The organism is Kribbella koreensis (assembly GCF_039525325.1).
Lineage (GTDB): Bacteria > Actinomycetota > Actinomycetes > Propionibacteriales > Kribbellaceae > Kribbella > Kribbella koreensis.
Map to the genome: position 1 here is coordinate 14,939 of NZ_BAAAHK010000025.1, position 22,185 is coordinate 37,123.

The 22,185-nt window shown below is 68.2% G+C and carries 17 protein-coding genes; 6 read left to right on the top strand and 11 right to left on the bottom strand.

Annotated elements, in window-relative coordinates; translation table 11 throughout:
* Positions 1–11 precede the first annotated feature (11 nt).
* Positions 12–530, bottom strand: coding sequence for a LysM peptidoglycan-binding domain-containing protein (locus tag ABD116_RS40735; RefSeq protein ID WP_343983908.1), 519 nt, complete (start codon positions 528–530; stop codon positions 12–14).
* Between the two features lie 368 nt (positions 531–898).
* Between ABD116_RS40735 and lexA the strand changes: the two genes are divergently transcribed.
* From lexA to ABD116_RS40750, 3 genes are all read left to right on the top strand, one after another.
* A complete protein-coding gene (gene lexA, locus ABD116_RS40740) occupies positions 899–1,672 on the top strand; it encodes a transcriptional repressor LexA (RefSeq protein WP_343983910.1) in 774 nt (257 codons plus the stop codon).
* Between the two features lie 48 nt (positions 1,673–1,720).
* Positions 1,721–2,233, top strand: a complete 513-nt coding sequence (locus ABD116_RS40745; protein WP_343983912.1) for a glutathione peroxidase — start codon at positions 1,721–1,723, stop codon at positions 2,231–2,233.
* A 234-nt stretch (positions 2,234–2,467) separates the two neighbouring features.
* Entirely contained in the window at positions 2,468–4,756 is a 2,289-nt protein-coding gene (locus tag ABD116_RS40750) for a hypothetical protein (protein WP_343983914.1), read from the top strand.
* Here the strand turns inward: ABD116_RS40750 and ligD are convergent.
* From ligD to secD, 3 genes are all read right to left on the bottom strand, one after another.
* Positions 4,753–5,691, bottom strand: coding sequence for a non-homologous end-joining DNA ligase (gene ligD, locus ABD116_RS40755; protein ID WP_343983954.1), 939 nt, complete (start codon positions 5,689–5,691; stop codon positions 4,753–4,755). The two genes, ABD116_RS40750 and ligD, sit on opposite strands and share 4 nt — an antisense overlap.
* A gap of 36 nt (positions 5,692–5,727) precedes the next feature.
* Positions 5,728–7,704 (bottom strand): ATP-dependent DNA helicase, encoded by a 1,977-nt coding sequence (locus ABD116_RS40760; protein WP_343983956.1) that lies wholly within the window; start codon positions 7,702–7,704, stop codon positions 5,728–5,730.
* Between the two features lie 77 nt (positions 7,705–7,781).
* Positions 7,782–10,079 carry a protein translocase subunit SecD gene (gene secD / locus ABD116_RS40765; protein ID WP_343983916.1) on the bottom strand — a complete coding sequence of 766 codons (2,298 nt, stop codon included), beginning with the start codon at positions 10,077–10,079 and terminating at the stop codon, positions 7,782–7,784.
* A 262-nt stretch (positions 10,080–10,341) separates the two neighbouring features.
* On the opposite strand from secD, the gene ABD116_RS40770 reads away from it, so the two are divergent.
* The gene (locus tag ABD116_RS40770; RefSeq protein ID WP_343983918.1) at positions 10,342–11,529 is read left to right on the top strand and encodes a S8 family peptidase; all 1,188 of its coding nucleotides are present in this window, start codon (positions 10,342–10,344) and stop codon (positions 11,527–11,529) included.
* A 49-nt stretch (positions 11,530–11,578) separates the two neighbouring features.
* Here the strand turns inward: ABD116_RS40770 and ABD116_RS40775 are convergent, their stop codons facing one another.
* Positions 11,579–12,214, bottom strand: a complete 636-nt coding sequence (locus ABD116_RS40775; protein WP_343983920.1) for a response regulator — start codon at positions 12,212–12,214, stop codon at positions 11,579–11,581.
* Positions 12,211–13,368 (bottom strand): MacS family sensor histidine kinase, encoded by a 1,158-nt coding sequence (gene macS / locus ABD116_RS40780; protein ID WP_343983922.1) that lies wholly within the window; start codon positions 13,366–13,368, stop codon positions 12,211–12,213. Before macS ends, ABD116_RS40775 begins: the two co-directional genes overlap by 4 nt.
* Before the next feature lie 237 nt (positions 13,369–13,605).
* Between macS and ABD116_RS40785 the strand changes: the two genes are divergently transcribed.
* Positions 13,606–15,999 carry an immune inhibitor A domain-containing protein gene (locus ABD116_RS40785; RefSeq protein ID WP_343983924.1) on the top strand — a complete coding sequence of 798 codons (2,394 nt, stop codon included), beginning with the start codon at positions 13,606–13,608 and terminating at the stop codon, positions 15,997–15,999.
* Positions 16,000–16,085: 86 nt separating this feature from the next.
* Here ABD116_RS40785 and hflX read toward each other — a convergent pair whose 3' ends face one another.
* From hflX to ABD116_RS40805, 4 genes are all read right to left on the bottom strand, one after another.
* Positions 16,086–17,591, bottom strand: a complete 1,506-nt coding sequence (gene hflX / locus ABD116_RS40790) for a GTPase HflX (protein WP_343983926.1) — start codon at positions 17,589–17,591, stop codon at positions 16,086–16,088.
* A gap of 82 nt (positions 17,592–17,673) precedes the next feature.
* Complete coding sequence (gene dapF, locus ABD116_RS40795; protein ID WP_343983928.1) at positions 17,674–18,516, bottom strand: diaminopimelate epimerase; 843 nt, start codon at positions 18,514–18,516, stop codon at positions 17,674–17,676.
* Between the two features lie 19 nt (positions 18,517–18,535).
* The gene (locus tag ABD116_RS40800) at positions 18,536–19,312 is read right to left on the bottom strand and encodes a hypothetical protein (protein WP_343983930.1); all 777 of its coding nucleotides are present in this window, start codon (positions 19,310–19,312) and stop codon (positions 18,536–18,538) included.
* Positions 19,309–19,824, bottom strand: coding sequence for a SigE family RNA polymerase sigma factor (locus ABD116_RS40805; protein ID WP_343983932.1), 516 nt, complete (start codon positions 19,822–19,824; stop codon positions 19,309–19,311). Before ABD116_RS40805 ends, ABD116_RS40800 begins: the two co-directional genes overlap by 4 nt.
* 87 nt (positions 19,825–19,911) lie before the next feature.
* On the opposite strand from ABD116_RS40805, the gene ABD116_RS40810 reads away from it, so the two are divergent.
* Positions 19,912–20,190: a hypothetical protein gene (locus tag ABD116_RS40810; protein ID WP_343983934.1), complete on the top strand. Its 279-nt coding sequence runs from the start codon at positions 19,912–19,914 to the stop codon at positions 20,188–20,190.
* On the opposite strand, the gene ggt is transcribed toward ABD116_RS40810, so the two are convergent.
* On the bottom strand, positions 20,187–22,064 hold the full coding sequence (gene ggt, locus ABD116_RS40815) for a gamma-glutamyltransferase (protein WP_343983936.1): 1,878 nt from the start codon (positions 22,062–22,064) through the stop codon (positions 20,187–20,189). The genes ABD116_RS40810 and ggt overlap by 4 nt on opposite strands.
* Between the last annotated feature and the right edge of the window lie 121 nt (positions 22,065–22,185).

Below are 22,185 nucleotides of genomic sequence, written 5' to 3' on the forward strand. Positions count from 1 at the left end.
AAGGCGCAGGGCTAGCGGACCGGGACCTGCAGGGTTTGGCCGGGGGTTACGTCGGCGGCGTTGTGCAGGTTGTTGAGGTCGGCGATCTTTTCGACCATCAGGGCCGGGTCTTCGGCGGGGTTGGTTTCTTGGGCTATGGACCAGAGGGACTGGCCGGCGCCTACCTGGACCTGGATGGTGTGGTCGAAGGTGGGGTGGGGGTCCAGGACGCCGGCTACGCGGAGGCCCAGGACTGCTACTGCGGCGCCGAAGATCAGGACCGAGAGCGTGGTCAGGAGGAGTTTGCCTCGGCGGGTCAGTTGCAGAGCCGAGGGCTCGATGTCTTCTGACCAGGTGGTGCGGCGCGTGGTGCGGGCGGCCGGGCGGGGCTCGCGGAGGAGGTCGGGGCCGGAGCAGGCTCGGACGGGCAGGGGCTCGGTGGTGGTGCCGGGGATCCGGCGGCGCCTGCGGGGTTCGCCGGGCGCCTGGGTCACCTCAGGCGTCGTCACCTCTGTTGTCAGGGCTCCTGACGCCAGTGCCGCAGTGCTCATCGGATCCTCCAGACCCTCGTTCAGACCTCGTGTCCTGCTGTCGATCTCTGTCTACCGGCCACCGCCGACAGTTTTCGCCGGGCGGTCCGCCGGACCGCCCCGTTCGATCAACCCGAACACCTGTTCGATCGAACGCCTGTACGAATGATTAACCGAACCACCCGGGGTTCGCAACTATTTCCAACCAGGACACGCCGGAGAAATTCCCGCCCCGGCAGGCCCTATAACCTGACACGCGAACAAACGTGCGAACCGACACGCCTTCGAACAGATGTTTGAAGAATCTCAGGATTCGGTCTACGGTCTTCTCAATCGACAAAGCCTGGCCGGTGCCCGACCGCCGGCCCGACCCGAGGAGAAGCCTGACCATGGCCAGGACGCCGAGCGGTTCCAGCAAGGACGATCGACCTGTCGCGGGAGCAGCCGCCAAGACGGTCTCCGAGCTGCCCGACGGCCCCGCCGACTCCACCGGCCTGACCCCGCGCCAACGCCGGGTGCTGGACGTGATCCGCGATTCGGTCGACAGCCGTGGTTACCCGCCGTCGATGCGCGAGATCGGCGAGAAGGTCGGCCTGACCAGCTCGTCGTCGGTCTCCCACCAGCTGAAGGTGCTCGAGCAGAAGGGCCTGCTGCGCCGCGATCCGAACCGGCCGCGCGCGATCGAGGTCCGCTACCCCAACGAGGTCGCCGACGTGGCCCGCCGCGGCTCGGTCGGCGCCGTCCGGCAGACGTCGTACGACGAGACCGGGGCCGGCGACGCGCACCCGGACGCGGTCTACGTCCCGGTGGTCGGCCAGATCGCCGCCGGTAACCCGATCCTTGCCGAGCAGGACATCGAGGAGGTCTTCCCGTTGCCCAGGGCAATGGTTGGCGAGGGCACCTTGTTCATGCTTAAGGTCAAGGGTGAGTCGATGATCGACGCGGCCATCTGCGACGGCGACTGGGTCGTCGTCCGGCAGGAGCAGACCGCGGAGAACGGTGACATCGTCGCCGCGATGATCGACGGTGAGGCGACCGTGAAGACGTTCAAGAAGACCGCGACCGAGATCCTGCTGCTGCCGCACAACCCGGCCTTCGAGCCGATCGACGGCAAGGACGCGGTCATCCTCGGAAAGGTCGTAACAGTTCTGCGGCGTGTCTGACATCTCAGACGGCGCGCGGAGTCGCGCGTGTCGTGTCAGGATTGAGTTATGACGACTGTCTATGACTTCAGCGCCACCCGGATCGAAGGCAATGAACAGTCTCTTTCCGACTTCCGCGACCAGGTGCTCCTGGTGGTGAACACGGCCTCGCAATGCAGTCAGACGCCGCAGTACACCGGTCTCCAGAAGCTCTACAAGACCTACCGCAGACAAGGGTTCTCGGTGCTGGGTTTCCCCTGTGACCAGTTCGGTCACCAAGAACCCGGTGACGAGAACGAGATCGCGAACTTCTGTTCGACGATCTACCACGTCACCTTCCCGATGTTCGCCAAGATCGACGTGAACGGTTCCAAGACGCTTGAGCTGTACAACTGGCTGAAGCGTGAGCAGGGCGGCCTGCTCGGGGGCCGGATCAAGTGGAACTTCACCAAGTTCCTGATCGGCCGCGACGGTGGAGTGATCGCGCGCTACGCGCCGACCGCCACGCCGGAGAAGCTGGCCGACAAGATCGAGGCCGCGCTCGCGGTGCCGGCTCCGAGCCGGCGCGAATCAGGCGACTGATTCACCGGCGGTAGCTGGCATCGATTCCGGACCACGTCTGGAATCGATGCCGTTCTTTTGTCTGCGACAGTGAGTCATTCCCCGTCGCACTGCAAACCATAAATGCGGTGAGAGCTCCACGAACTGACCCTACGGGCAGCCTTACGGTCATGTCCGAAATAGGTGTCCGCAGCCTGTAGACGTTCCGGTCAAGACCGCTTTATGGTCGATGGAACCGTCGCAGGGAGAACCGCCATGATTCCGCGCCGCCGCCCGCTTCAGCGCGCCCTCGAACTGTTCGCAACACTGACCATCCTCAGCACCGCCGCCGCCATCCCCCTCACCGCGCGGGCGGCGCCGGCCGATCCCGTCAAGGACCTCGGCGCCCCGCTCAGCTCGCTGACCGTGATGGAGGGCGCGTTCGGCCATGAACCCGACGGCCGCGACGTCGTGTACGCCGTACCGGCCGGTGAGAACGCGGCCCTCAACGTCGTCGACATCCACAGCCGCGAACTGCTCCGGGCCATCTCGCTACCTGGCGCGGCCGGCGCGTGGGCGATCACCGTCGCGACCGACGGCAGCGTGTACGTCGGCAGCTACACCAACGCGCACCTCTACCGGTACCGCCCCGACACGCACACCGTCACCGATCTCGGCCAGCCGATCCGCGGCGAGACGTTCATCTACGGCCTCACCTCGGGTCGCGACGGCGCGGTCTACGCCGGGACGTTCCCGAACGCCCACGCCTTCAAGTACGACCCGGCGACCAACCGGTTCACCGACTACGGCTCGCTCGACCCGGTGCAGCAGTACGTCCGGGCCGCCGTCTACGACCCGGACCACAACGCCCTGTACGCCGGCCTGATGACCCCGGTCGCCAAGCTGATCCGCATCGACCTCACCACCGGCGCCAAGCAGGACGTCACTCCCCCGGACCTGGTGGCGAAGGACTTCCAGGACCTCGACTACGTGGACGGCAAGGTCTTCGGCAACGCCAGCAATCGCTTGATCGTCATCGACGCGGCGACCCAGCAGCGGATCACCTTCACCGACGCCGCGACCGGCAGCCAAGTCACCGACTACCCGCTCAGCGCTCGCGGCGTCTCCAACGTCGGCCCGGGTGGCGTCTACTTCACCAACAACATGGCGCTCATCCGCTACGACACGGCGACCAACACGGTCGGGCCTGTCCCGTCCGGTGTCCGGCTGGCTCGCGGTGCCGCGATCGGCTACGGCTGGTTCACCGACAACGGCAAGCCGATGCTCTACGGCTTGGGCGGCAACTACTCCGGCGGGACCTGGCGGTACGACCCGCAGACCGGAGTACTGGATCAGTGGACGTCGCCGTTCCAGTACGTCGGCGCGCCGCTGATGCACACGATCGCGGACCCGGTCACCGGCAAGATCCTGGTCAACGCGTTCCTCAACGGCTCCACGACCAGCTACGACCCGAAGACCGGGCGGGCGACGCTGACCGCACGGCAGGGACAGGTCGAGGGGTGGAACTGGCATTCGACCAAGAATCTGTACGTCGGTGTCTATCCCTACGGCCAATTGTCGGTCTGGAATCCGAACGCCCCGGAGAGCCCGACCAATCCACGCGTCCTCTTCCAGCTGGTCGACAGTGATCTGCAGAACCGTCCCGTAGCAGTCGTTCCGCAAGGCGATCGCGTCTACCTCGGCACCACTCCCGGGTACGGCGAGTACGGCGGCGCGCTGTCCGTCTACACCATCTCGACCGGCCACCTGTCCGTGTTCCGCAACGTCGTCCACGACGAGACGATCGCTTCGGTACTGCCGCTCGGCTCAACCGTCTGGGCCGGCTCAAGCATCGACAGCGGGCAAGGCACGGACCCGCGAACCACCGAGGCGCACCTGGTCAAGGTCGACCCGACGAGCGGTGCGGTGAGCGTGGACGTCGTACCGGTCGCGGGCGCGGCCAGCATCACCGAGCTGAGCATCGGGCCTGACGGCAACATCTGGGGTCTGGCCGATGGCACGGTCTTCGTCGCAGATCCGACGACAGGTGTGGTCATCCGCCGGATCCCCGTCTTCAACGGCAGCACCGGATCCGCGGATGGCGCGATGTCCTGGCGGGACGGCTACCTGTACGCCGTAACGGGAAGCCGACTCTTCATGATCGACAGCCTGAGCGGCACCGCGACAGTCATCCGCGATCGTGGCCTGTACCGGCTGACCCAGGCGCCGACCGGCATCTACTACATGCTGCTCCGACCGGACGGCTACACGAACCAGACCAACCTGGCGTCCTACACGCCGCCGGCGGATCCCTGTCCCCATTCGGATCTGAGGCCGACCGTGTGGACCGGCAACGTCGACAGCGGAGTCGTCAACCGCAACCTGCGCTACGGCTGCACACTCGTCGACGACCTACCCGATGCCGAGGCCGACTGGCCGACCCACAAGGCGTATGTCACCGCAGTCGGCAGCAAGGCAAGCCAACTGGTGGAAGCAGGCTCAATCACCTACGGCGAGGGCTACGACATACTCACAGCCGCCAACCGCTCGGACGTCGGACGCTAACGAACGACGGAGTCCGGGTCGATGTCGAGGCGGAGGCCTCGCCAGACCGGGTGGCGGAGGCGGCCGTCGGCGGCCCAGCCGGAGTAGGTGACCTCGGCGACCAGGAGCGGGTCGAGCCAGTGCGCGGCCCGCCGGTCGCCGGCCGGGATGGTGGAGGTGTCAAAAGGCGGGGTGTCGATCTCGAGGGCGGCGAGTTCGGCACCCAGCACCTCCAGCATCGCGAAGTCGAGGCCGGAGCCGACCTTGCCGATCAGCACGAGCTCCCCACCCGGCGCGTCGTAGGCGCCGCAGTACAGGGAGCCGATCTTGCCCTCGCGGTTGCCTTCGCCGGGATGCCAACCGCAGAGAATGACGTCGCGGGTGTGCACGGGCTTGATCTTGATCCAGTCGGAGCTGCGTTTGCCGGGCAGGTACCGCGACTTGCGCCGCTTGGCCACGACCCCCTCGAGCCCTTGCGAGGCCGACAGGTCCAGCGCCTGCTCCGGATCGTCGTACGCCGGCGGGATCTCCCAGAACGGGTCGCCGAGGTCGAGCGAGTCGAGCAGCCCGCGCCGCTCGTCATACGTTGCCTCCAGCAACGACTCGCCCGCATAGCGCAGCACGTCGAAGACCCGGACCGACACCGGCACCTGATTGATCAGCTGAGCCAGCTGACGCGGATCGCGCACATGCATCCGCCGCTGCAGCAACCCGAACGACGGCGCCCCCGACTCGTCGAGGGTGACGATCTCACCGTCCAGTACCGCGGGCAGCTCCAACCCCGGCGCCTGCGCCAGCCCGAGCAGTTCCGGGTACCCCGCCGACACGTCGCGGCTGTTGCGCGACCACAACCGGCAGCCGGTCTCGTCGACCTCGGCGATCACCCGGATGCCGTCCCACTTCATCTCGTACGACCAGCCCGCCCCGGACGGCATCGTCCCCAGCGCCGCCATCATCGGCAGCACAGGGGGAACCGTCCCGGCCATACGGCCTCAGTCCTGGAGTCTCTTCAAGGCGCCGAGCACCTTCTCACGATCGGCGGTCGGCCACATCGGGGGCAAGGAGGCGCGCAGATAGCCACCGTATCGAGCGGTAACGATGCGCGGATCGAGAATCGCGACCACTCCTCGATCGGAGGTACGCCGGATCAGTCGACCCGTCCCCTGCGCGAGCAACAAGGCGGCATGCGTCGCCGCGACTGCCATGAAGCCGTTGCCACCCGCCTCGTCGACAGCGCGTTGCCGCGCCGCCATCAGCGGCTCGTCGGGTCGCGGGAAGGGCACCCGGTCGATGATCACCAGGTTGCAGGTCGATCCCGGCACATCGATCCCCTGCCACAGCGACAGGGTGCCGAACAGCGACGTCTCCGGGTCGTCCACGAACTCCCGCGACAACTCCCCCAGCTGCGCGTCGCCCTGGCAGAGCACCTTCAGATCGGTCGCCTCGCGCACCGCGGCCGTCGCCGCCTCGGCCGCGCGACGGGAGGAGAACAGCCCGAGCGTCCGTCCGCCCGCGGCGGTGATCAGGTCGATGATCTCCTCGAACTGCTTCTTGCCCAGCCCGTCGCGATGCGGCGGCGGCAAGTGCTTGGCGACGTACAGAATGCCTTGTTTCTCGTACTCGAAAGGCGAGCCGACGTCGAGCCCGCGCCACGGCAGCGGCCCCGTCTCCGAGTCCGTGTCCACCGACGGCATCTCGTCATCGTCGGCGAGCTTGTCCGAAGGCCGCAGCCCCACCTGCCGGGCGATCGCGTCGAAGTCGCCGCCGAGGGTGAGCGTCGCCGACGTCAGCACGACGGTCCGGTCCTTCAGCACCAGCTCACGCAACAGACCCGCCACGGTGAGCGGGGCGATCTGCAGCTGGCGGCCGAATCGTTCCCGATCGACCATCCAGACGACGTCCATGTCGCTCAACGCCGCGACCCGCTCGGCGACGTCGAAGATCTCCTTGACCGCGCCCTTGGACTGCCGCTTCGCGCCGTCGGGGTCGTCGTCCTTGTCGTCGGACTTCTTGTTCAGATCGGAGTACACCGACCGGGCGGCATCGCGGACCAGCGCGGCCGCCTCCAGTACTACGCCGTTGGCCGCCTCGATCCGGCCCTCGCGGGTCTCGTCGAGCGCCGCCCGCAGAGCATCGGAGGCGTCGATCAGGTCGTCGGCCTTGTCGTCGTCGATGAACCGGCGGGCGCGCTTGGCGGCCCGCTCGACCATCTGTGGCGAGAGCTCGTCCCCGGCCGCGCCGGTGACCCGGGCCGGCAGCTCGTGTGCCTCGTCGACGATCACCACGTCGTGCTCGGGCAGCACCGTGCGGTTCTCGAACGCGTCGATCGAGAGCAGTGCATGGTTGGTGATCACGATGTCGGCCTTGCGCGCCTGCTCCTTGGCCTTCTCGGCGAAGCACTCCTCGCCGTACGGGCACTTCTGCGCGCCGAGGCACTCGCGGGCGGCGATCGCGACCTGCTGCCAGGCCTGGTACTGATGCGAGGGCGCGTGGTCGCGGTCGCCGGCCTCGCCGTCGATCAGCTGCTGCTCGGCCCAGTCGCGCAGCTCGAGCACCTGCTGGCCGACCGGTCCCGCGGGCGGCAGATCGATCAGCATGCCGTCGTCGTCGGGGGCGCCTTCGCGGATCCGGTGCAGGCAGGCGTAGTTGTTGCGGCCCTTCTGGATCGCGTACGACGGCCTGCGCGGGAGCAGCTTCTCGGTGGCGTCGAGCAAAGCCGGCACGTCCCGGTCGACCAGCTGCGACTGCAGCGTCAGCGTCGCCGTCGAGACGACCACCCGCCGGTCCTCCACCGCGTGGATCAGGGCCGGCACCAGATAGCCGAGCGACTTGCCCGTCCCGGTCCCGGCCTGGACGAGCAGATGCGATCCGTCGTGCATCGATCCGTTCACCGCTTCGGCCATCTCGACCTGGCCCGGGCGCGTCTGCCCGCCGATCGCGGAGACCGCAGCCTCCAGTAGTTCCCGCACATCTACACCCACCGCATCACCCTAGCCGCACGCCCGGACAATCTCCGAAGTGCGACCAGGGCGGCTGTGGACAACTGTCAGACGACGGCGCCGCGGTCCGGTTCGGCGTCGCGGTCGCGTTGCTTGACCTTCGGGCGCGGCGGCGGCGCCGGGTAGCGCTTCTCCAGCTCGACCAGCAGCGGTGCCGCGGTCAGGTTGGAGGAGTACGTGCCGACCAGGATGCCGAGCAGCAGCGCGAGCGCGAAGTCGCCGAGCGAGTCGCCACCGAGGAAGAGCAACGCGGTGAGGATGAACAGCGTGCTGATCCCGGTGTTGATCGTTCGCGGCAGCACGTTGATGATCGCGGTGTCGACCACCGGGCCGAGATTCTCGGTCGAGCGCGCGTTGCGCGTCTCCCGGATCCGGTCGAAGACGACGACCGAGTCGTTGACGGTGTAGCCGATGATCGTCAGCATCGCCGCCAGGAAGATCCCGTCGACCGGTTTGCCGGTCCAGGCGAAGACGCCGACGACGACCGCCACGTTCTGCAGCAACGCCAGCACCGCGCCCGCGCCGTACGTCCAGCGGAAGCGGATGGCGAGGTACGCGAGCTGGGCCAGCAACGCGACCCCGAGCGCGATCAGCGCCTTGTCGCGCAGTTCGCTGCCCAGCGACGGGCCGATGCTCTCGTTGCGGATCAGGGTCGTGCCGCCGCCGATCTCGGAGATCGCGCCGCGGATCTTCTCGGCCTCGTCATCGCTGATCGTGCCCGTACGAACGGTGATGTCGTCCGTCCCCGAGGACTGGATGATCGCGTTCGGGTAACCCGCCTCGGCCACCGCGACCCGGGCCTGGTCCGGGCTGATCTGCTGGGCCGTGCTGACCTCGAGCAACCGGCCGCCGGTGAACTCGATCCCGAGGTTCAGCCCGCGGATGCCGACGCCGGCCACGCTGACGATGATCGCGATCGCGGTGATCACCAGCCAGCGCCTGCTGTGCTTCATCAGCGGCGGCTTCTTCTCCTCCAGCCAGGTCCGCACCCGGCCGTGTCCGGCGATGCCGCTGACGGCCGGCCGGTCCAGGATGAACTTGCGGGAGACGACGAACTCGGCCAGCACCCGGGTGATGACGAGCGCGGACAGCATGGACGCGATCACACCGATGCTCAACGTGACGCCGAAGCCGCGGACCGGGCCGGCGGCCAGGAAGAACAGCAGTCCGGCCGCGAGCAGGGTGGTGACGTTGGAATCGGCGATCGCGGACAGCGCGTTGTCGAAGCCGCTGCGCAGAGATCTCCTCAGGCCATCGGTCCGGCCTCCGATGTAGTCCTCGCGCGCTCGCTCGAAGACGAGCACGTTGGCGTCGACCGCCATGCCGATCGCGAGCACGAAGCCCGCGAGGCCGGGCAGGGTCAGAGTCGCGCCCATCAGCGTCAGCGCGGAGTACGAGAGGCCGGCGTACGCGATCAGGCCGAAGACGGCCATCAGGCCGACCAGCCGGTAGACGACGGTGATGAACAAAGCGGTCAGCGCGACCCCGATCAGGCCGGCCAGGGCGCTGGCCTGGATCGCGTCCTTGCCGAGCGACGGGCCGACGACGCGCTGGTCGATCACCTTGACCGGGACCGGCAGCGAGCCGCCCTCGATCAGCGCGGCCAGGTCCTTGGCCTCTTCCTCGGTGAAGCTGCCGGTGATCGTGCTGGTACCACCGCCGATGCCGATGTTGCAGAGCTGGCTGCCGCCGCTCGGGTCGACCTGCGGCGCGCTGATCACCTCGTTGTCGAGGACGATCGCGACCTGGCGCTTCGGGGTGTTGACCGGCTCGCAGGCCGCCTTGCCGGTGATGTTCGCCCAGATCTTGCCGCCGTCGTCCTTGAAGTTCATCTGGACGAACCAGCCCTGCGCCACCTGCTGCGGATCGAGCAGGCCGTCCGCGCCACTGATCTTCTCGCCGGTCATCGCGGGCTTGGCCAGCCGGAGGAACCCGGGACCGTTGTCGCTGGGCAGGTACACCTCCCCCGCGGCGGGCTTGGCCGGCTTGGTCTCGACGATGTCGAGCACCTCGTGGAAGGTCAGCTGGGCGGTCTTGCCGATCACCTTGGCCGCCTCGCGCGGGTCCTGCACGCCGGGCAACTCGACGATGATCCGCTTCTCGCCCTGCCGGCTCACGCTCGGCTCGCTGACGCCGAGCGCGTCGATCCGGCGCCGCAGCACCTCGAGCGACTTGTCGGTGGTCTCCTTGTTCGCCTTCACCGTCGGCGAGTCGCTCGCCTCCAGCACGATCTGCGTTCCGCCGCGCAGGTCGAGGCCCAGTTCGGGCTTGGCCGTCAGCACGACGTACGTCGACGCCGCGAGAACGAGGAACGCGAACAAAGCGCGCACCAGGGACGACTTCACTTTGGAGCCTCCGCAGAGTGTTGGCACCTCTGAGTGCAGGTGTCGTGACACAGAGCTAACCACTGGGGTGTGGAAGGCACAGTGTACGAACGCACACAAGGGCTGACACCGCAGTGCCGTGGCAGTAGTGCGCTGGTGAATTCATTGACGCGTCAGGTGAGGAAGCCCTAACTTCACTCGCACTCACTCCGTAGTCCCTCGTGGACCGAGTGTGATCACCCCTCCGCCCCGGTGGGTGATGTGAGTTCCCAAGGAGGAACCCGTGCGTCGAAGCATCCGTCTGACCCTGGCCGCCGCCATCGTGCCGGTCATCGCCGTGACCACCGCTCTGAGCAGCGCCAGCGCCGCTCCCGCGCCCGACCCCAGCGGCCGGATCATCCTGATCCAGCCGGCGTCCGCCGACCCCGGGGTGACCCCGGTCAAGGACACCTACATCGTCGAACTCAAGCAGGGCAGCACGCTCGGCAAGATGAAGCTCGGCTTCACCCCGCAGCGCCAGTTCAGCACCGCGGTGAACGGCTTCAGCGCCAAGCTGACCGCTGCCCAGCTGGCCGCTCTGCAGAAGAGCCCGGACGTCGTCGCCATCTCGCAGGACGTTTCCTACCAGGCGATCGACACCACCCAGACCAACCCGCCGTCGTGGGGGATCGACCGGATCGACCAGCGCAACCTGCCGCTGTCGAACTCGTTCACCTACACCCGCACCGGCAGCGGCGTGAACGCCTACATCATCGACTCCGGGATCGACGCGAGCCACCCGAACTTCGGCGGCCGCGCGACCTTCGACTTCAACGCGATCGACACCAACAACACCGACTGCCTCGGCCACGGCACGCACGTCGCCGGCACGATCGGCTCCACCTCGTACGGCGTCGCCAAGGCGGTCCGCCTGCACGGCGTGAAGTGGCTGAACTGCTCCGGCAGCGGTACGGCGTCCGGCGCCATCGCCGCCGTCGACTGGGTCACCGCCCACGCCGTGAAGCCGGCCGTGGCCAACACGTCGTGGAACTTCCCGGCCAACACGACGCTGGAGACCTCGCTGCGCAACATGATCCGGTCCGGCGTCTTCCTGGCCACCTCGGCCGGCAACACCGGCGCCAACTCCTGCAACCTGCTCCCCCGCAAGATCGAGACCGCACTGGTCACCGCGGCGTCGACCCGCACGGATGCCCGCGCGTCGTACTCCAGCACCGGCTCCTGCGTGGACGTCTACGCGCCCGGCTCGGACATCGTCTCCACCCTGCCCGGTAACACCACCGGCTCGTACAACGGCACCTCGATGGCCACGCCGCACGTCGCCGGCGTCGCCGCGCTCTACCTGCAGACCAGCCCGTCGGCCACTCCGGCCACGGTCAAGTCCTACATCGAGACCAACGCCACCCCGAACGTCGTCTCCGGCGGCACGACCGGTGGCACCGTGAACCGTCTGCTCTACAGCAACGGTCTCTAGACCCCTGCCGAGTACGCCGTACCGGTTCCGCCCCAACCGGTACGGCGTACTACTCGGCCTGGTCGATCCCATTCTCTATCGCGTAGCGGACGAGCTCCGCGCGGTTGTGGAGCTGCAGCTTCCGCAAGGTGTTCTGTACGTGGTTCTCGACCGTCCGGTGCGACAACACCAGGCGAGTAGCGATCTGCCGGGCGGTCAGCCCGCGCGCCACCAGCCGCAGTACCTCTGTCTCTCGGTCGGTCAGCTGCGGCACCTCCGGCCCGGCACCGAGCCGCCGGTACTCCCCCAGCAGCAACCCAGCCAGTCCCGCACTGAAGACAGCATCGCCGTCGGCAGTACGCCGTACCGCGTCGTCGAACTCGTCCAGCGACGCCGACTTGACCAGATACCCCGAGGCACCGTTCTTCACAGCGGCCAGTACGTCGGCCTGCTCCGCGCTGGCCGACAGGACGAGCACCCTGGTGTCCGGGAGCGCCGCAGTGATCTCCCGGGTCGAATCGACGCCAGAGCCGTCGCCCAGCTGCAGATCCATCACCACGACGTCGGGCCTCGTCGCCAGGGCGATCTTGACCGCCCCCGTCACGTCCGAAGCCGTCGCGCACACGTCGTACCCACGACTGCCCAGATCCCGCGCGACGCCTTCACGCCACATGGGGTGATCGTCGACGATCATCACCCGCGTCATGTCTTGCTCACCTTCATCTCCCACTCGGTGCCTTCGCCCGGGGCCGTCCGGACCGTGACCTTGCCGCCCAGATCGGCGATCCGGCCGCGGATCGACTGACTCACCCCGAGGTGCCCGCGGGCATCGAGCCGGTCCGGCGTCGTCCCGACCCCATCGTCGCGGATCGACAACAACACCTCGGTACCCAGGTCTTCGACCACCACCCATGCCGAAGCCCCCGGGCCGGCGTGTTTGCTGACGTTGCTCAACGCCTCCTTGACGACGGCCACCAGCTCGGTCGCCCGCGCGGTCGCCACCAGCACCTGACCAGCCGGTACGACGACGTCCACCCGCGGCGTCGCCAGCGGCAACAGCAGCATGCACAGATCGATCCGGCCGCGATCACCGGTGGCGGCCCGGGTCGCCATCAGAGTCCGTAGCGCGACCTCCTGCTCCGCGGCGAGAGCAGCCAGCTCGACCGCCTCGCCACCGATCGCATTGCCCCGGCGCTGCACCTGGGCGAGCACCTGGAGTACGCCGTCGTGGATCGACCGGCTGAGCCGGAGCCGCTCGGCGGTCGCGCTCTCGGTGGCGATCGCGTCGCGCAGTCTGGTGGTGGCCCGGCGCATCGTGCTGGCGGCGTACCCGACGACCAGGCCGGCGACGAGCAGCAGCTGGACGTTGCTGAGGACCCTGGACGCGTTGTCGACCCCGCGCAGCGAGAGCAGCGCCAGGCTGACCGTCGCGGCGCCGAGCAGCCCACCGTCGCGACCGCGGGAGATGGCCAGCGCGAGCACCGGACCGGCCACCCAGACCGAGGTGAGGACCGACGCGCCGCCGCGGATGTCGATCAGCGGCTGGGCCAGCAGGGTCAGGTACATACAGCCGACCGAGACGATCAGATCGGCGAATGCCAGTCGCGTATTGCGACGGCCCCAATGCCGACTGTAACCAATTGACGCAATCACCGTCCAAAGGCCCATCACGGCCAGTTGAATCACCGCGCCGGACGGCCGGGCAATTCCGTCCCAGCGGCTCCAGACGCCGAAACAGGCGAATCCCCAGGTGATCACCCGGAAGACCACCAGCGCCCGCCACAGCGGCAGCATCAGGTCGACCACCTCGCCGTCCGAGCGGGTGGCGTCGGCACGCAGGCCGCCCAGGGACACATCCATAGCGCACAGTGTGCCAATCAGGCCGGCCGCGACGCTGCGTTGCCCTACTCCAGTGTGTTGAGTGGTCTTACTCATTGCGTGCGTGCATGATTCCCCGCTGTTGCGTGGAAAATTCTGCGAAACCACTTCAGCAACGCCGATTTTCCCCGTACTGTCGCGCAGAAGTACACGCTCGGGGGAGCCATGAACACGTTGCGTCACAAGCGCGGCGTGCTTTTTCTGTACAGGGAGGGAATCGTGCGCAAAGTATCTGCCGGGCTGTTCAGCCTGGCTCTGGCGACGACGTTCGGCTTGAGTATGGCCTCAGCCGGCAACGCCGCCCAGCTGCCGGCCGGGCCTGCCGCCGCACCGGCGGTGAGCGAGCCCCAAGCCACCTCGGACGAGCTGCCGAACCCGGCCGAGGACAAGCGCCGGGAACTGCGTGAGGAAGCCCTCACGAAGGTCCTGAACGGGACCGCCAAGGCCGAGAAGCGCGGCGCCAGCACGGTCGTCAAGCTCGGCAAGAAGGACAAGGGCGTCAAGGGCAGCCTGACCGCCGGCAAGACCGCCTCGGCGGCCAAGGCCAAGGTCGACGAGTACGTCGAGCTGAGCCGCGAGAAGACCGACAAGATCTTCGTCGTCCTCGCCGAGTTCGGCAACGAGCGGCACCCGAACTACCCGGACAAGGACCAGGCGCCGGCCATCCCCGGTCCGGCCACCTTCGAGGGACCGCTGCACAACGCGATCCCGGCCCCCGACCGGTCGGTGGACAACTCCACCGTCTGGCAGGCCAACTATGACCAGGCGCACTACCAGCAGCTGTACTTCGGCGACGGCAACTCCGTCAAGAAGTACTACGAGAAGCAGTCGTCCGGCCGGTACAGCGTCGACGGCGAGGTCACCAACTGGGTCAAGGTCAAGTACAACGAGGCCCGCTACGGCCGGTCCAACGGCTTCCCGTGCGTCGGCAACGTCTGCAACAACACCTGGGCGCTGGTCGCCGACGCGGTGAACCAGTGGGTCGCCGACCAGAAGGCCGCCGGCCGCACCACGGCCGAGATCAAGGCCGACCTGGCGACGTTCGACCAGTGGGACCGTTACGACTACGACGGTGACGGCAACTTCAACGAGCCCGACGGTTACATCGACCACTTCCAGATCGTCCACTCCGGTGGCGACCAGGCCGATGGCGACCCGCAGCAGGGTGAGGACGCCATCTGGTCGCACCGCTGGTACGTCGGTGTCGCGGGCGGCCCGGCCAACAACCCGGCCGGCGGCGCGCAGATCGGTGACACCGGCCTGTGGGTCGGCGACTACACGATCCAGCCGGAGAACGGCGGGATCAGCGTCTTCGCGCACGAGTTCGGCCACGACCTCGGTCTGCCGGACCTCTACGACACCTCCGGTGCCGCGGTCGAGAACGGCGTCAACTGGTGGTCGATCATGGCGCAGAGCCGGGTCAGCAAGCCCACCGACGGCGGCATCGGCGAGCAGGCGGCCGACTTCGGCGCCTGGGAGAAGCTGCAGCTGGGCTGGCTGGACTACGAGATCGTCGCGGCCGGCCAGGAGCGCAAGCTCGAGCTCGGCCCGCACGAGTACAACTCGACCAACCCGCAGGCGGTCGTGGTCACGCTGCCGAAGAAGCTGGTGACGTCGCCGCTGCAGCCGCCGGCTGTCGGCGCGAAGTCGTGGTGGAGCGGTCGCGGTGACAACTTCACCCACACGATGAACCGTCAGGTCGCGATCCCGGCCGGCACCACGTCGCTGACGTTCCAGGCCAACTGGTCCATCGAGGACTGTGGCCCGGACACCGCCTGTGACTACGCCTACGTCGAGGTCAACGACGGGACCGGCTACAAGCCGATCGCCGGCAACATCACCCACCCGGGTGAAGGCAACGGCATCGACGGTGACAGCAACGGCTGGAAGCCGGCCACGTTCGACCTGTCCGCCTACGCGGGCAAGACGGTCGGCCTGCAGTTCCGCTACACCACCGACCCGAACACCGGTGGCTTCGGCATCCACGTCGACGACATCAAGGTGACCAACGGCGCCACCACCGTGCTGAGCTCGGGTGCGGAGGCGACGCCGGAGGGCTGGACGCTGAACGGCTTCAGCTCGGTCGGCGCGACGCTGACCACGCCGTACGACAACTACTACATCGCGTCGCACCGCAACTACGTCTCCTACGACGAGAACCTGAAGACCGGCCCGTACAACTTCGGTTGGGCCAACAGCCTGCCGGACAAGGTGGAGCACTTCCCGATGCAGGAGGGTCTGCTGATCTCCTACTGGGACACCTCGATGGGCGACAACAACGTCAACGTCCACCCCGGTTCGGGCGAAATCCTCCCGATCGACTCGCACCCGACCCCGATCAACCGTCTCGACGGTGGCATCTGGCGTCCGCGGGTCAGCGGCTACGACGCGCCGTTCGGACTGACGAAGGCCGACTCGTTCACGCTGCACCTGAACGGCCAGGCCAGCTACATCCGCGGCCAGGCAGCTCAGCCGCTGTTCAACGACAGCCTGTCCTACTGGGACGCCACGCAGCCGCAGAACAGCGTCAAGGTGCCGAACAACGGCGTCAACATCCGGGTCACCTCGCGCGACAACACCTCGCTCAAGGTTCGCATCTCCTCCCGGAACTGATCACCTGATCAGAGCACCACAAGCCAGCGGCCCCCGGGATCTCTCCCGGGGGCCGCTGGTCTTCGTAGTACCGAGTGGGCTGCAGGTCAGACGACGAACGCGTACTTCGCGAGGTCGCCGGCCAGGTCGGCGTGGACCCGGGCCGTCACCCGGGTGCCGTCGCCGGTGTGCTCGAGCTGGTCGACCGCACCCTCGGAGTGGATCCGCGAGACCAGGTCGCCGCGGTCGTACGGGAGCAGCAGGTCGACGGCCACGTCCGGGCTCGGCAGGGCCGCCTCGACCAGGGTGCGGAGCTTGTCGATGCCCTCGCCGGTGTGCGCGGACACGACGATCGCGCCGGTCTCCCGGTGCAGGATCGGCGCGAGCGCCATCGGGTCGGCCACGTCGCCCTTGTTGATGACGATGATCTCCTGCACGTCGCCGGCACCGATCTCGGCCAGCACCTCACGGACCGCGTTGATCTGGGCGATCGGGTCCGGGTGCGAGCCGTCCACCACGTGCAGCAGCAGGTCCGCGTCGGCGACCTCCTCCAGCGTCGAGCGGAACGCCTCGACGATGTCGTGCGGCAGGTGCCGGACGAACCCGACGGTGTCGGTGAAGGTGTAGACCCGGCCGTCGGACGTCGTCGTACGACGGGTCGTCGGGTCCAGGGTCGCGAACAGCGCGTTCTCGACCAGTACGCCGGCGTTCGTCATGCTGTTCAGCAGCGACGACTTGCCCGCGTTCGTGTACCCGGCGATCGCGACCGACGGGATCGAGTGCCGGCGACGCTCCTGGCGCATCGTCGAACGGGTGCTCTTCAGGTCCTTCAGCTCACGCCGCAGCTTGGCGATCTTGGTGTTGATCCGGCGCCGGTCGGTCTCGATCTTGGTTTCACCAGGACCACGACCACCGATACCGCCACCAGCCGCACCCACCCGGCCACCGGCCTGGCGGGACAGGTTTCCACCCCAACCACGCAGCCGCTGCTTCATGTACTGCAGCTGGGCCAGCTCGACCTGGGCCTTGCCTTCCTTGCTCTTCGCGTGCTGGGCGAAGATGTCGAGGATCAGCGCGGTCCGGTCGACCACCTTGACCTTCAGCTTGTCTTCCAGGTTGCGCAGCTGGGCGGGCGCCAGCTCGCCGTCCGCGATCACCGTGTCTGCGCCGAGCGCGGCAACCAGGTTGCGCAGGTCTGCCACCTTGCCGCTACCGATGTAGGTGGCCGGGTCGGGCTTCTTGCGCCGCTGGATCACGCCGTCGAGCACCTCGGAACCGGCCGTCTCGGCGAGCAGCTTCAGCTCGGCGAGCGAGTTCTCGGCGTCCTCGGCGCTGCCGTCGGTCCACACGCCGACCAGCAGCACGCGCTCCAGCAGCAGCTTGCGGTACTCGACCTCGCTGATGTCCGTCAGCTCGGTCGACATCCCCACCACGCGCCGCAGTGCCTGGCGTTCCTCCAGCTCTAGGCCTTCGGTGTTCTCCTCGGCGGAGTAGTCATGGTCTCGTTGGTAACCCGACGACGAGTCGCTGTCCTCGTCGTCGAGCACGTCGTCCTGGAGCAGGTCGAGGTCGGCGTCGGTGGTCTCGTCGTATGCGTTCGATTGGGTCGTCATATACCTTCCATCGTGGCACGGCTCACCCACACAGGCGACCCGATTTCACTTCCAACGACCCAGCGGCGCGCCGAATTCCCGTTCAGGCGGGCAGCCAGGAGCGGTCGAAGTCGCCGCGGGCGTGGATCACGGCCGGGCCGGTGAGCTCCAGGTGGTTGTCTTCGCGCCAGTTCACGGTCACAGAACCACCCGGTACTACGACGCTGTACATGACCGGTGGGGCCTGGTGGGCCGCCCGGGTGGCGGCGACTGCCACGGCACAGGTGCCCGTTCCGCAGGAGCGGGTCTCCCCCGAGCCTCGTTCGTGGACCCGCATGGCGACCTCGTTCGGGCCTTTGCGGACTACGAACTCGATGTTGACGCCGTGCGGGAACGCGTTTGCCGGGGACCAGCTGGGCTGGTCGCAGAGGTTGCCCGGCTCATCGAGCGAGTCGACGAAGGCCACGGCGTGCGGGTTGCCCATGTCGACGTGGAGGGCGGGCCATTGGTGGCCGTTCGCCTCCACGACGATGCCGGCCGGTCCGGGGAGGGCCGGTGCGCCCATGTCGACGGTGATGGTGCCGTCGTCGTTGAGCACGACCTCCTTCACCCCGGCGCGAGTCCCCACCCGGACGGGCTTGTCGCCCACCAGACCGGCCTCGGCCAGGTACCGGACGAAGACCCGGACGCCGTTGCCGCACATCTCCGCGATCGAGCCGTCGGCGTTGCGGTAGTCCATGAACCAGTCGCCGCCGTCCTCGACGTACGCCTGCTTCGACCCCTCGATCACCCGCAGCACGCCGTCGGCGCCAAGCCCCGCATGCCGGTCGCACAGGAACCGGACGACACTCGCGTCCAGCTCACCGTGCACGGAGCCGTCGGGATCGGGCAACAGCACGAAGTCGTTCTCCGTGCCGTGCCCTTTGAGCCAGGGGAAAGTACTCACGCGGTCAAGCCTACGGCCGCTACTTCGCGAAGCTGCAGGAGGCCGTGAACCGGAGCAGGGTCGGCAGGTCCCAGCCGAGGGCCCGGGGTCCTGTGGTCTGGAGCAGCTGGGTGGGACCCATCCGCATGTGCACGTCCCGCGAGGTGATCGCCTTCGGCAGGTCGGACAAGGTCGCGACGGCCTGCCGCGAGCCCGCCATCACGTGCGGGAGACTCTCCCAGGTCTGGCCGTACTTCTCGACGAGCATCTGCCCGTTCTCGTTCCAGATCTTGGCGTGCCGGACCGTGAGCCGGGTGCTGGACTCGTCGTATTTGGTGGGGTCCAGCTCCGGGTTCTGGAAGACCAGGCTCGAGGACGCGATCTTCGAGGACTTGTAGACGACCGGCTCCCAGCCCTCGGGCTTCAGGCCGCAGACGAGGTCGGTGCCCGGCCGGACGACACCGTCGGGGACGAGTTTGACGGGCGTGGCCGGTGCCGGGGCCTGGACCGGCGGGTGCGTGCGGTCCGGCGGCCCGGACTTGGCTGTCGTAGGCACCGACGACGGCAGGACAGCGTTGGCGGGTGGGGCGGGCTGTCCCGCCGGCCCGGAGCCAAGGCCGGTGTCGTGAGCTCCGGGGAGCACCGCCCAGGCCCCCACGGCCATCACGGCGAGCACGGTGGCGCCCCCGCCCACCCCCGCCAACTGCCGGCGGCGAGCCGAGCGCTTGCCCCGGCGAAGGTCGCCCAGCAGGTCGTCGTCGGTGAGGATCGGGTCGGGTCCGGCGGCTTGGTCGAGCAAGGTCTTCAGATCGGTCATGGCACGCGCTCCAAGGTTTCCAGGGGGTTGTCGATGAGATCGCGCAGCTTCTCCAGGCCGCGGGCCGTCTGACTCTTCACGGTGCCCTGGCTGCAGCCCATCAGTTCGGCCACGGTGGCGGTGTCGAGGTCGCGGAAGTACCGCAGGACCACCGCCACCCGCTGGCGTTTGGGCAACTGGGCCAGGGCGTCCAGGACGGTCAGCCGGTCGGCCTGGTCCGGCCCGGGGGTGGGCGCGGCGTCGAGCATCTCCGCCGTCGCCGTCTCGCGGTGGCGCCACAACCGGCGCCGCTCGTCGATGAAGGCGTTCACCAGGATCCGGTCCGCGTACGACGCGGCGCCCTCCTCGTGCCGGACCTTGCTCCAGTGCACGTACAGCTTGGTCAACGCGACCTGGACCAGGTCCTCGGCCCAGTGCGTGTCGCCCAGGGTGAGCAGCCTCGCGGTCCTGAGCATTCGCCCGCGATGCGCGGCGACGTACTCCAGATACTCCTTGTCCTGCGGCCCAGCCATCGGCCCTCCATTGCTCGGTGCGATCTCCACCCTGAACTACAGGTCGGGTCGTCGATCGGTTGCACGGATTCGTCGTACGGTTTGCGCATGGGTGAGCAGGTGGTCGCGTACTTCTGGGAGCGGGAGGACGCGGAGCAGGTGGCTGGTCAGCTCGACGCTGTCGTGCGGCGGGACCGGTTTCAGGGGGAAGACGACGACGAGGACCATCCGTGGATGGTCCTCGTGCCGGGTGGTGCTGATTTGGCTGTGGTCGAGCCGTTGGTCACGCAGTACGACGGCTGGCTCGACGCCGGTGATGCCGGAGCACCGCCGGCTGTCGAGCCGCCGCCGTTGCCTACTGCTCCTAAGAGGTTGAAGAAGGGTTAGTTCGGCCAGAGCTGGTCGACCGTGCCGGCCGCGCCGCCACCGCGACGCTTCGGTTCGGCCGCGGCGAGATAACCGCCGTGGGGCAGTACTTCGAGCGCGGCGACCGCACCGATCTCGGCAGCCGACGTGAGGGCGTCACCCGCCGGTACCAGCGTGTGGCCGTACGGCTTGAGCGCCGTCCCATAGGCGTCGATGAACGGCGGCTCGGCCGTGACGTTGGCCGTGTTGCGCTGGGACGCCCGCGGCGCGGCGATCGCGTCGGGCAGGGTCATCCCCCGGTCCAGCCGGTTGGTCAGCGTCTGCAGCACGGTGGTGATGATGGTCGAGCCACCCGGCGAACCGAGCGCGAGGAACGGCTTGCCGTTCTTCAGCACGATCGTCGGCGACATCGAGGACCGCGGCCGCTTGTTCGGCTGGATCCGGTTCGGGTCGGCCGGGTCGGGGATCGCGGTGAAGTCGGTCAGCTCGTTGTTCAGCAGGAAACCACGGCCGGGGACGAGGATGCCGGAGCCGCCGGTCTGCTCGATCGTCAGCGTGTACGAGACGATGTTGCCCCACTTGTCGGCGGCAACGAGGTGCGTCGTCGACAGGCCTTCGGTGTCGGCCTTGTCCTCGTGCGCGATACCGGCCGGGCAACCGGAGTACGAGCCGTCCGGCGAACCGGGCTGCAGCGGCTTGACCGCCGCCTTGGCCGGGTCGATCAGGCAGGACCGCTCGGCGCCGAATCCCTTGGACAGCAGCTCCTTCTGCGGTACGTCGACGAACGCCGGGTCGCCGACGTACTTGCCGCGATCGGCGAACGCGAGCGCCGACGCCTCGAGGTAGGAGTGCAACGCCTGCGGAGTCGACTGGGTCGACAGCTTCAACGGGGCAAGGATGTTGAGCGCCTCGCCGACCGTCGTCCCACCGGACGAAGACGGCGCCATCCCGTAGACGTCCAGACCGTCGTAGGAGACCTTCGTCGGCGCCTGCTTGATCACCTTGTACTTCGCCAGGTCGGCCGTGGTGAGGTGGCCGGGCATCACCGGCAGCGTCGCGCCCGGAGCCTTCGGCGGCGTCTGCACGACCGTCGCGATCTCCTGCGCCAACGGCCCGGTGTAGAAGGCGGACGGGCCCTTCTTGCCGAGCAGCTCGTACGTCTTGGCGAGGTCCTTGTTCTTGAACACCGACCCGACGACGGGCGCGTCCCCGTTCGGCAGGTAGAGCGCGGCCGTCGGCGTGATCGCCGAGAACCGGGCCTTGTTGTCGAGCGTCTGGTTGCGGAAGGTCTGGTCGATCACGAACCCGCGATCGGCCAGGTCCGCGGCCGGCTTGAGCGCCTTGCCCAGCGACAGCGAGCCCCACGAGTGCAAGGCGGCGTCCCAGGTCGCGAGCGTGCCGGGGATGCCGACCGAGACGCCGGACGTCACCAGGTCGGGGAAGAACGTGTACGGCTTGCCGGGCGTCGCCGGGTTGAGGAAGGCGTCCTCGGGCATCGTCGCGGGTGCGGTCTCGCGGCCGTCGATCGTGTAGACCTTGCGGTCCTTCGCGCTGTAGTAGACGAAGTAGCCACCCCCACCGACGCCTGCGGAGTACGGCTCGGTGACGCCGAGCGCTGCGGCGGTCGCGACGGCCGCGTCGACGGCGTTGCCGCCACGGCGCAGGACGGAGACGCCGATGTTGGTCGCGTCGGCGTCCACGGAGGCGACGGCGCCGCCGAAGCCGACCGCGGTGGCGTACTTCTTGGTGGGCTGCGCGGTGTGGTCGTCGGTCTGCGCGGCAAGCTGGCGAGGCGGCTCGGCGGTGCGCTGGGCAATGGCCGCGGTGCTCGCGGTCAGGCCGGCCAGGACGAGCGTTCCCGCTGTCAGGGTGGCGGCCAGGCGGGTGGGGGTCACGGGTCCTCCGCGGGTTCGGCGTACAGGGACAGGCCCTTGCCTACCCGCTCCGGAGCCAGTCCGCCACTCCTAGCGCGCCGTGTCGGAAGTTCCGTTAGCGGTAGCGGTGGTCAGGTGCGTG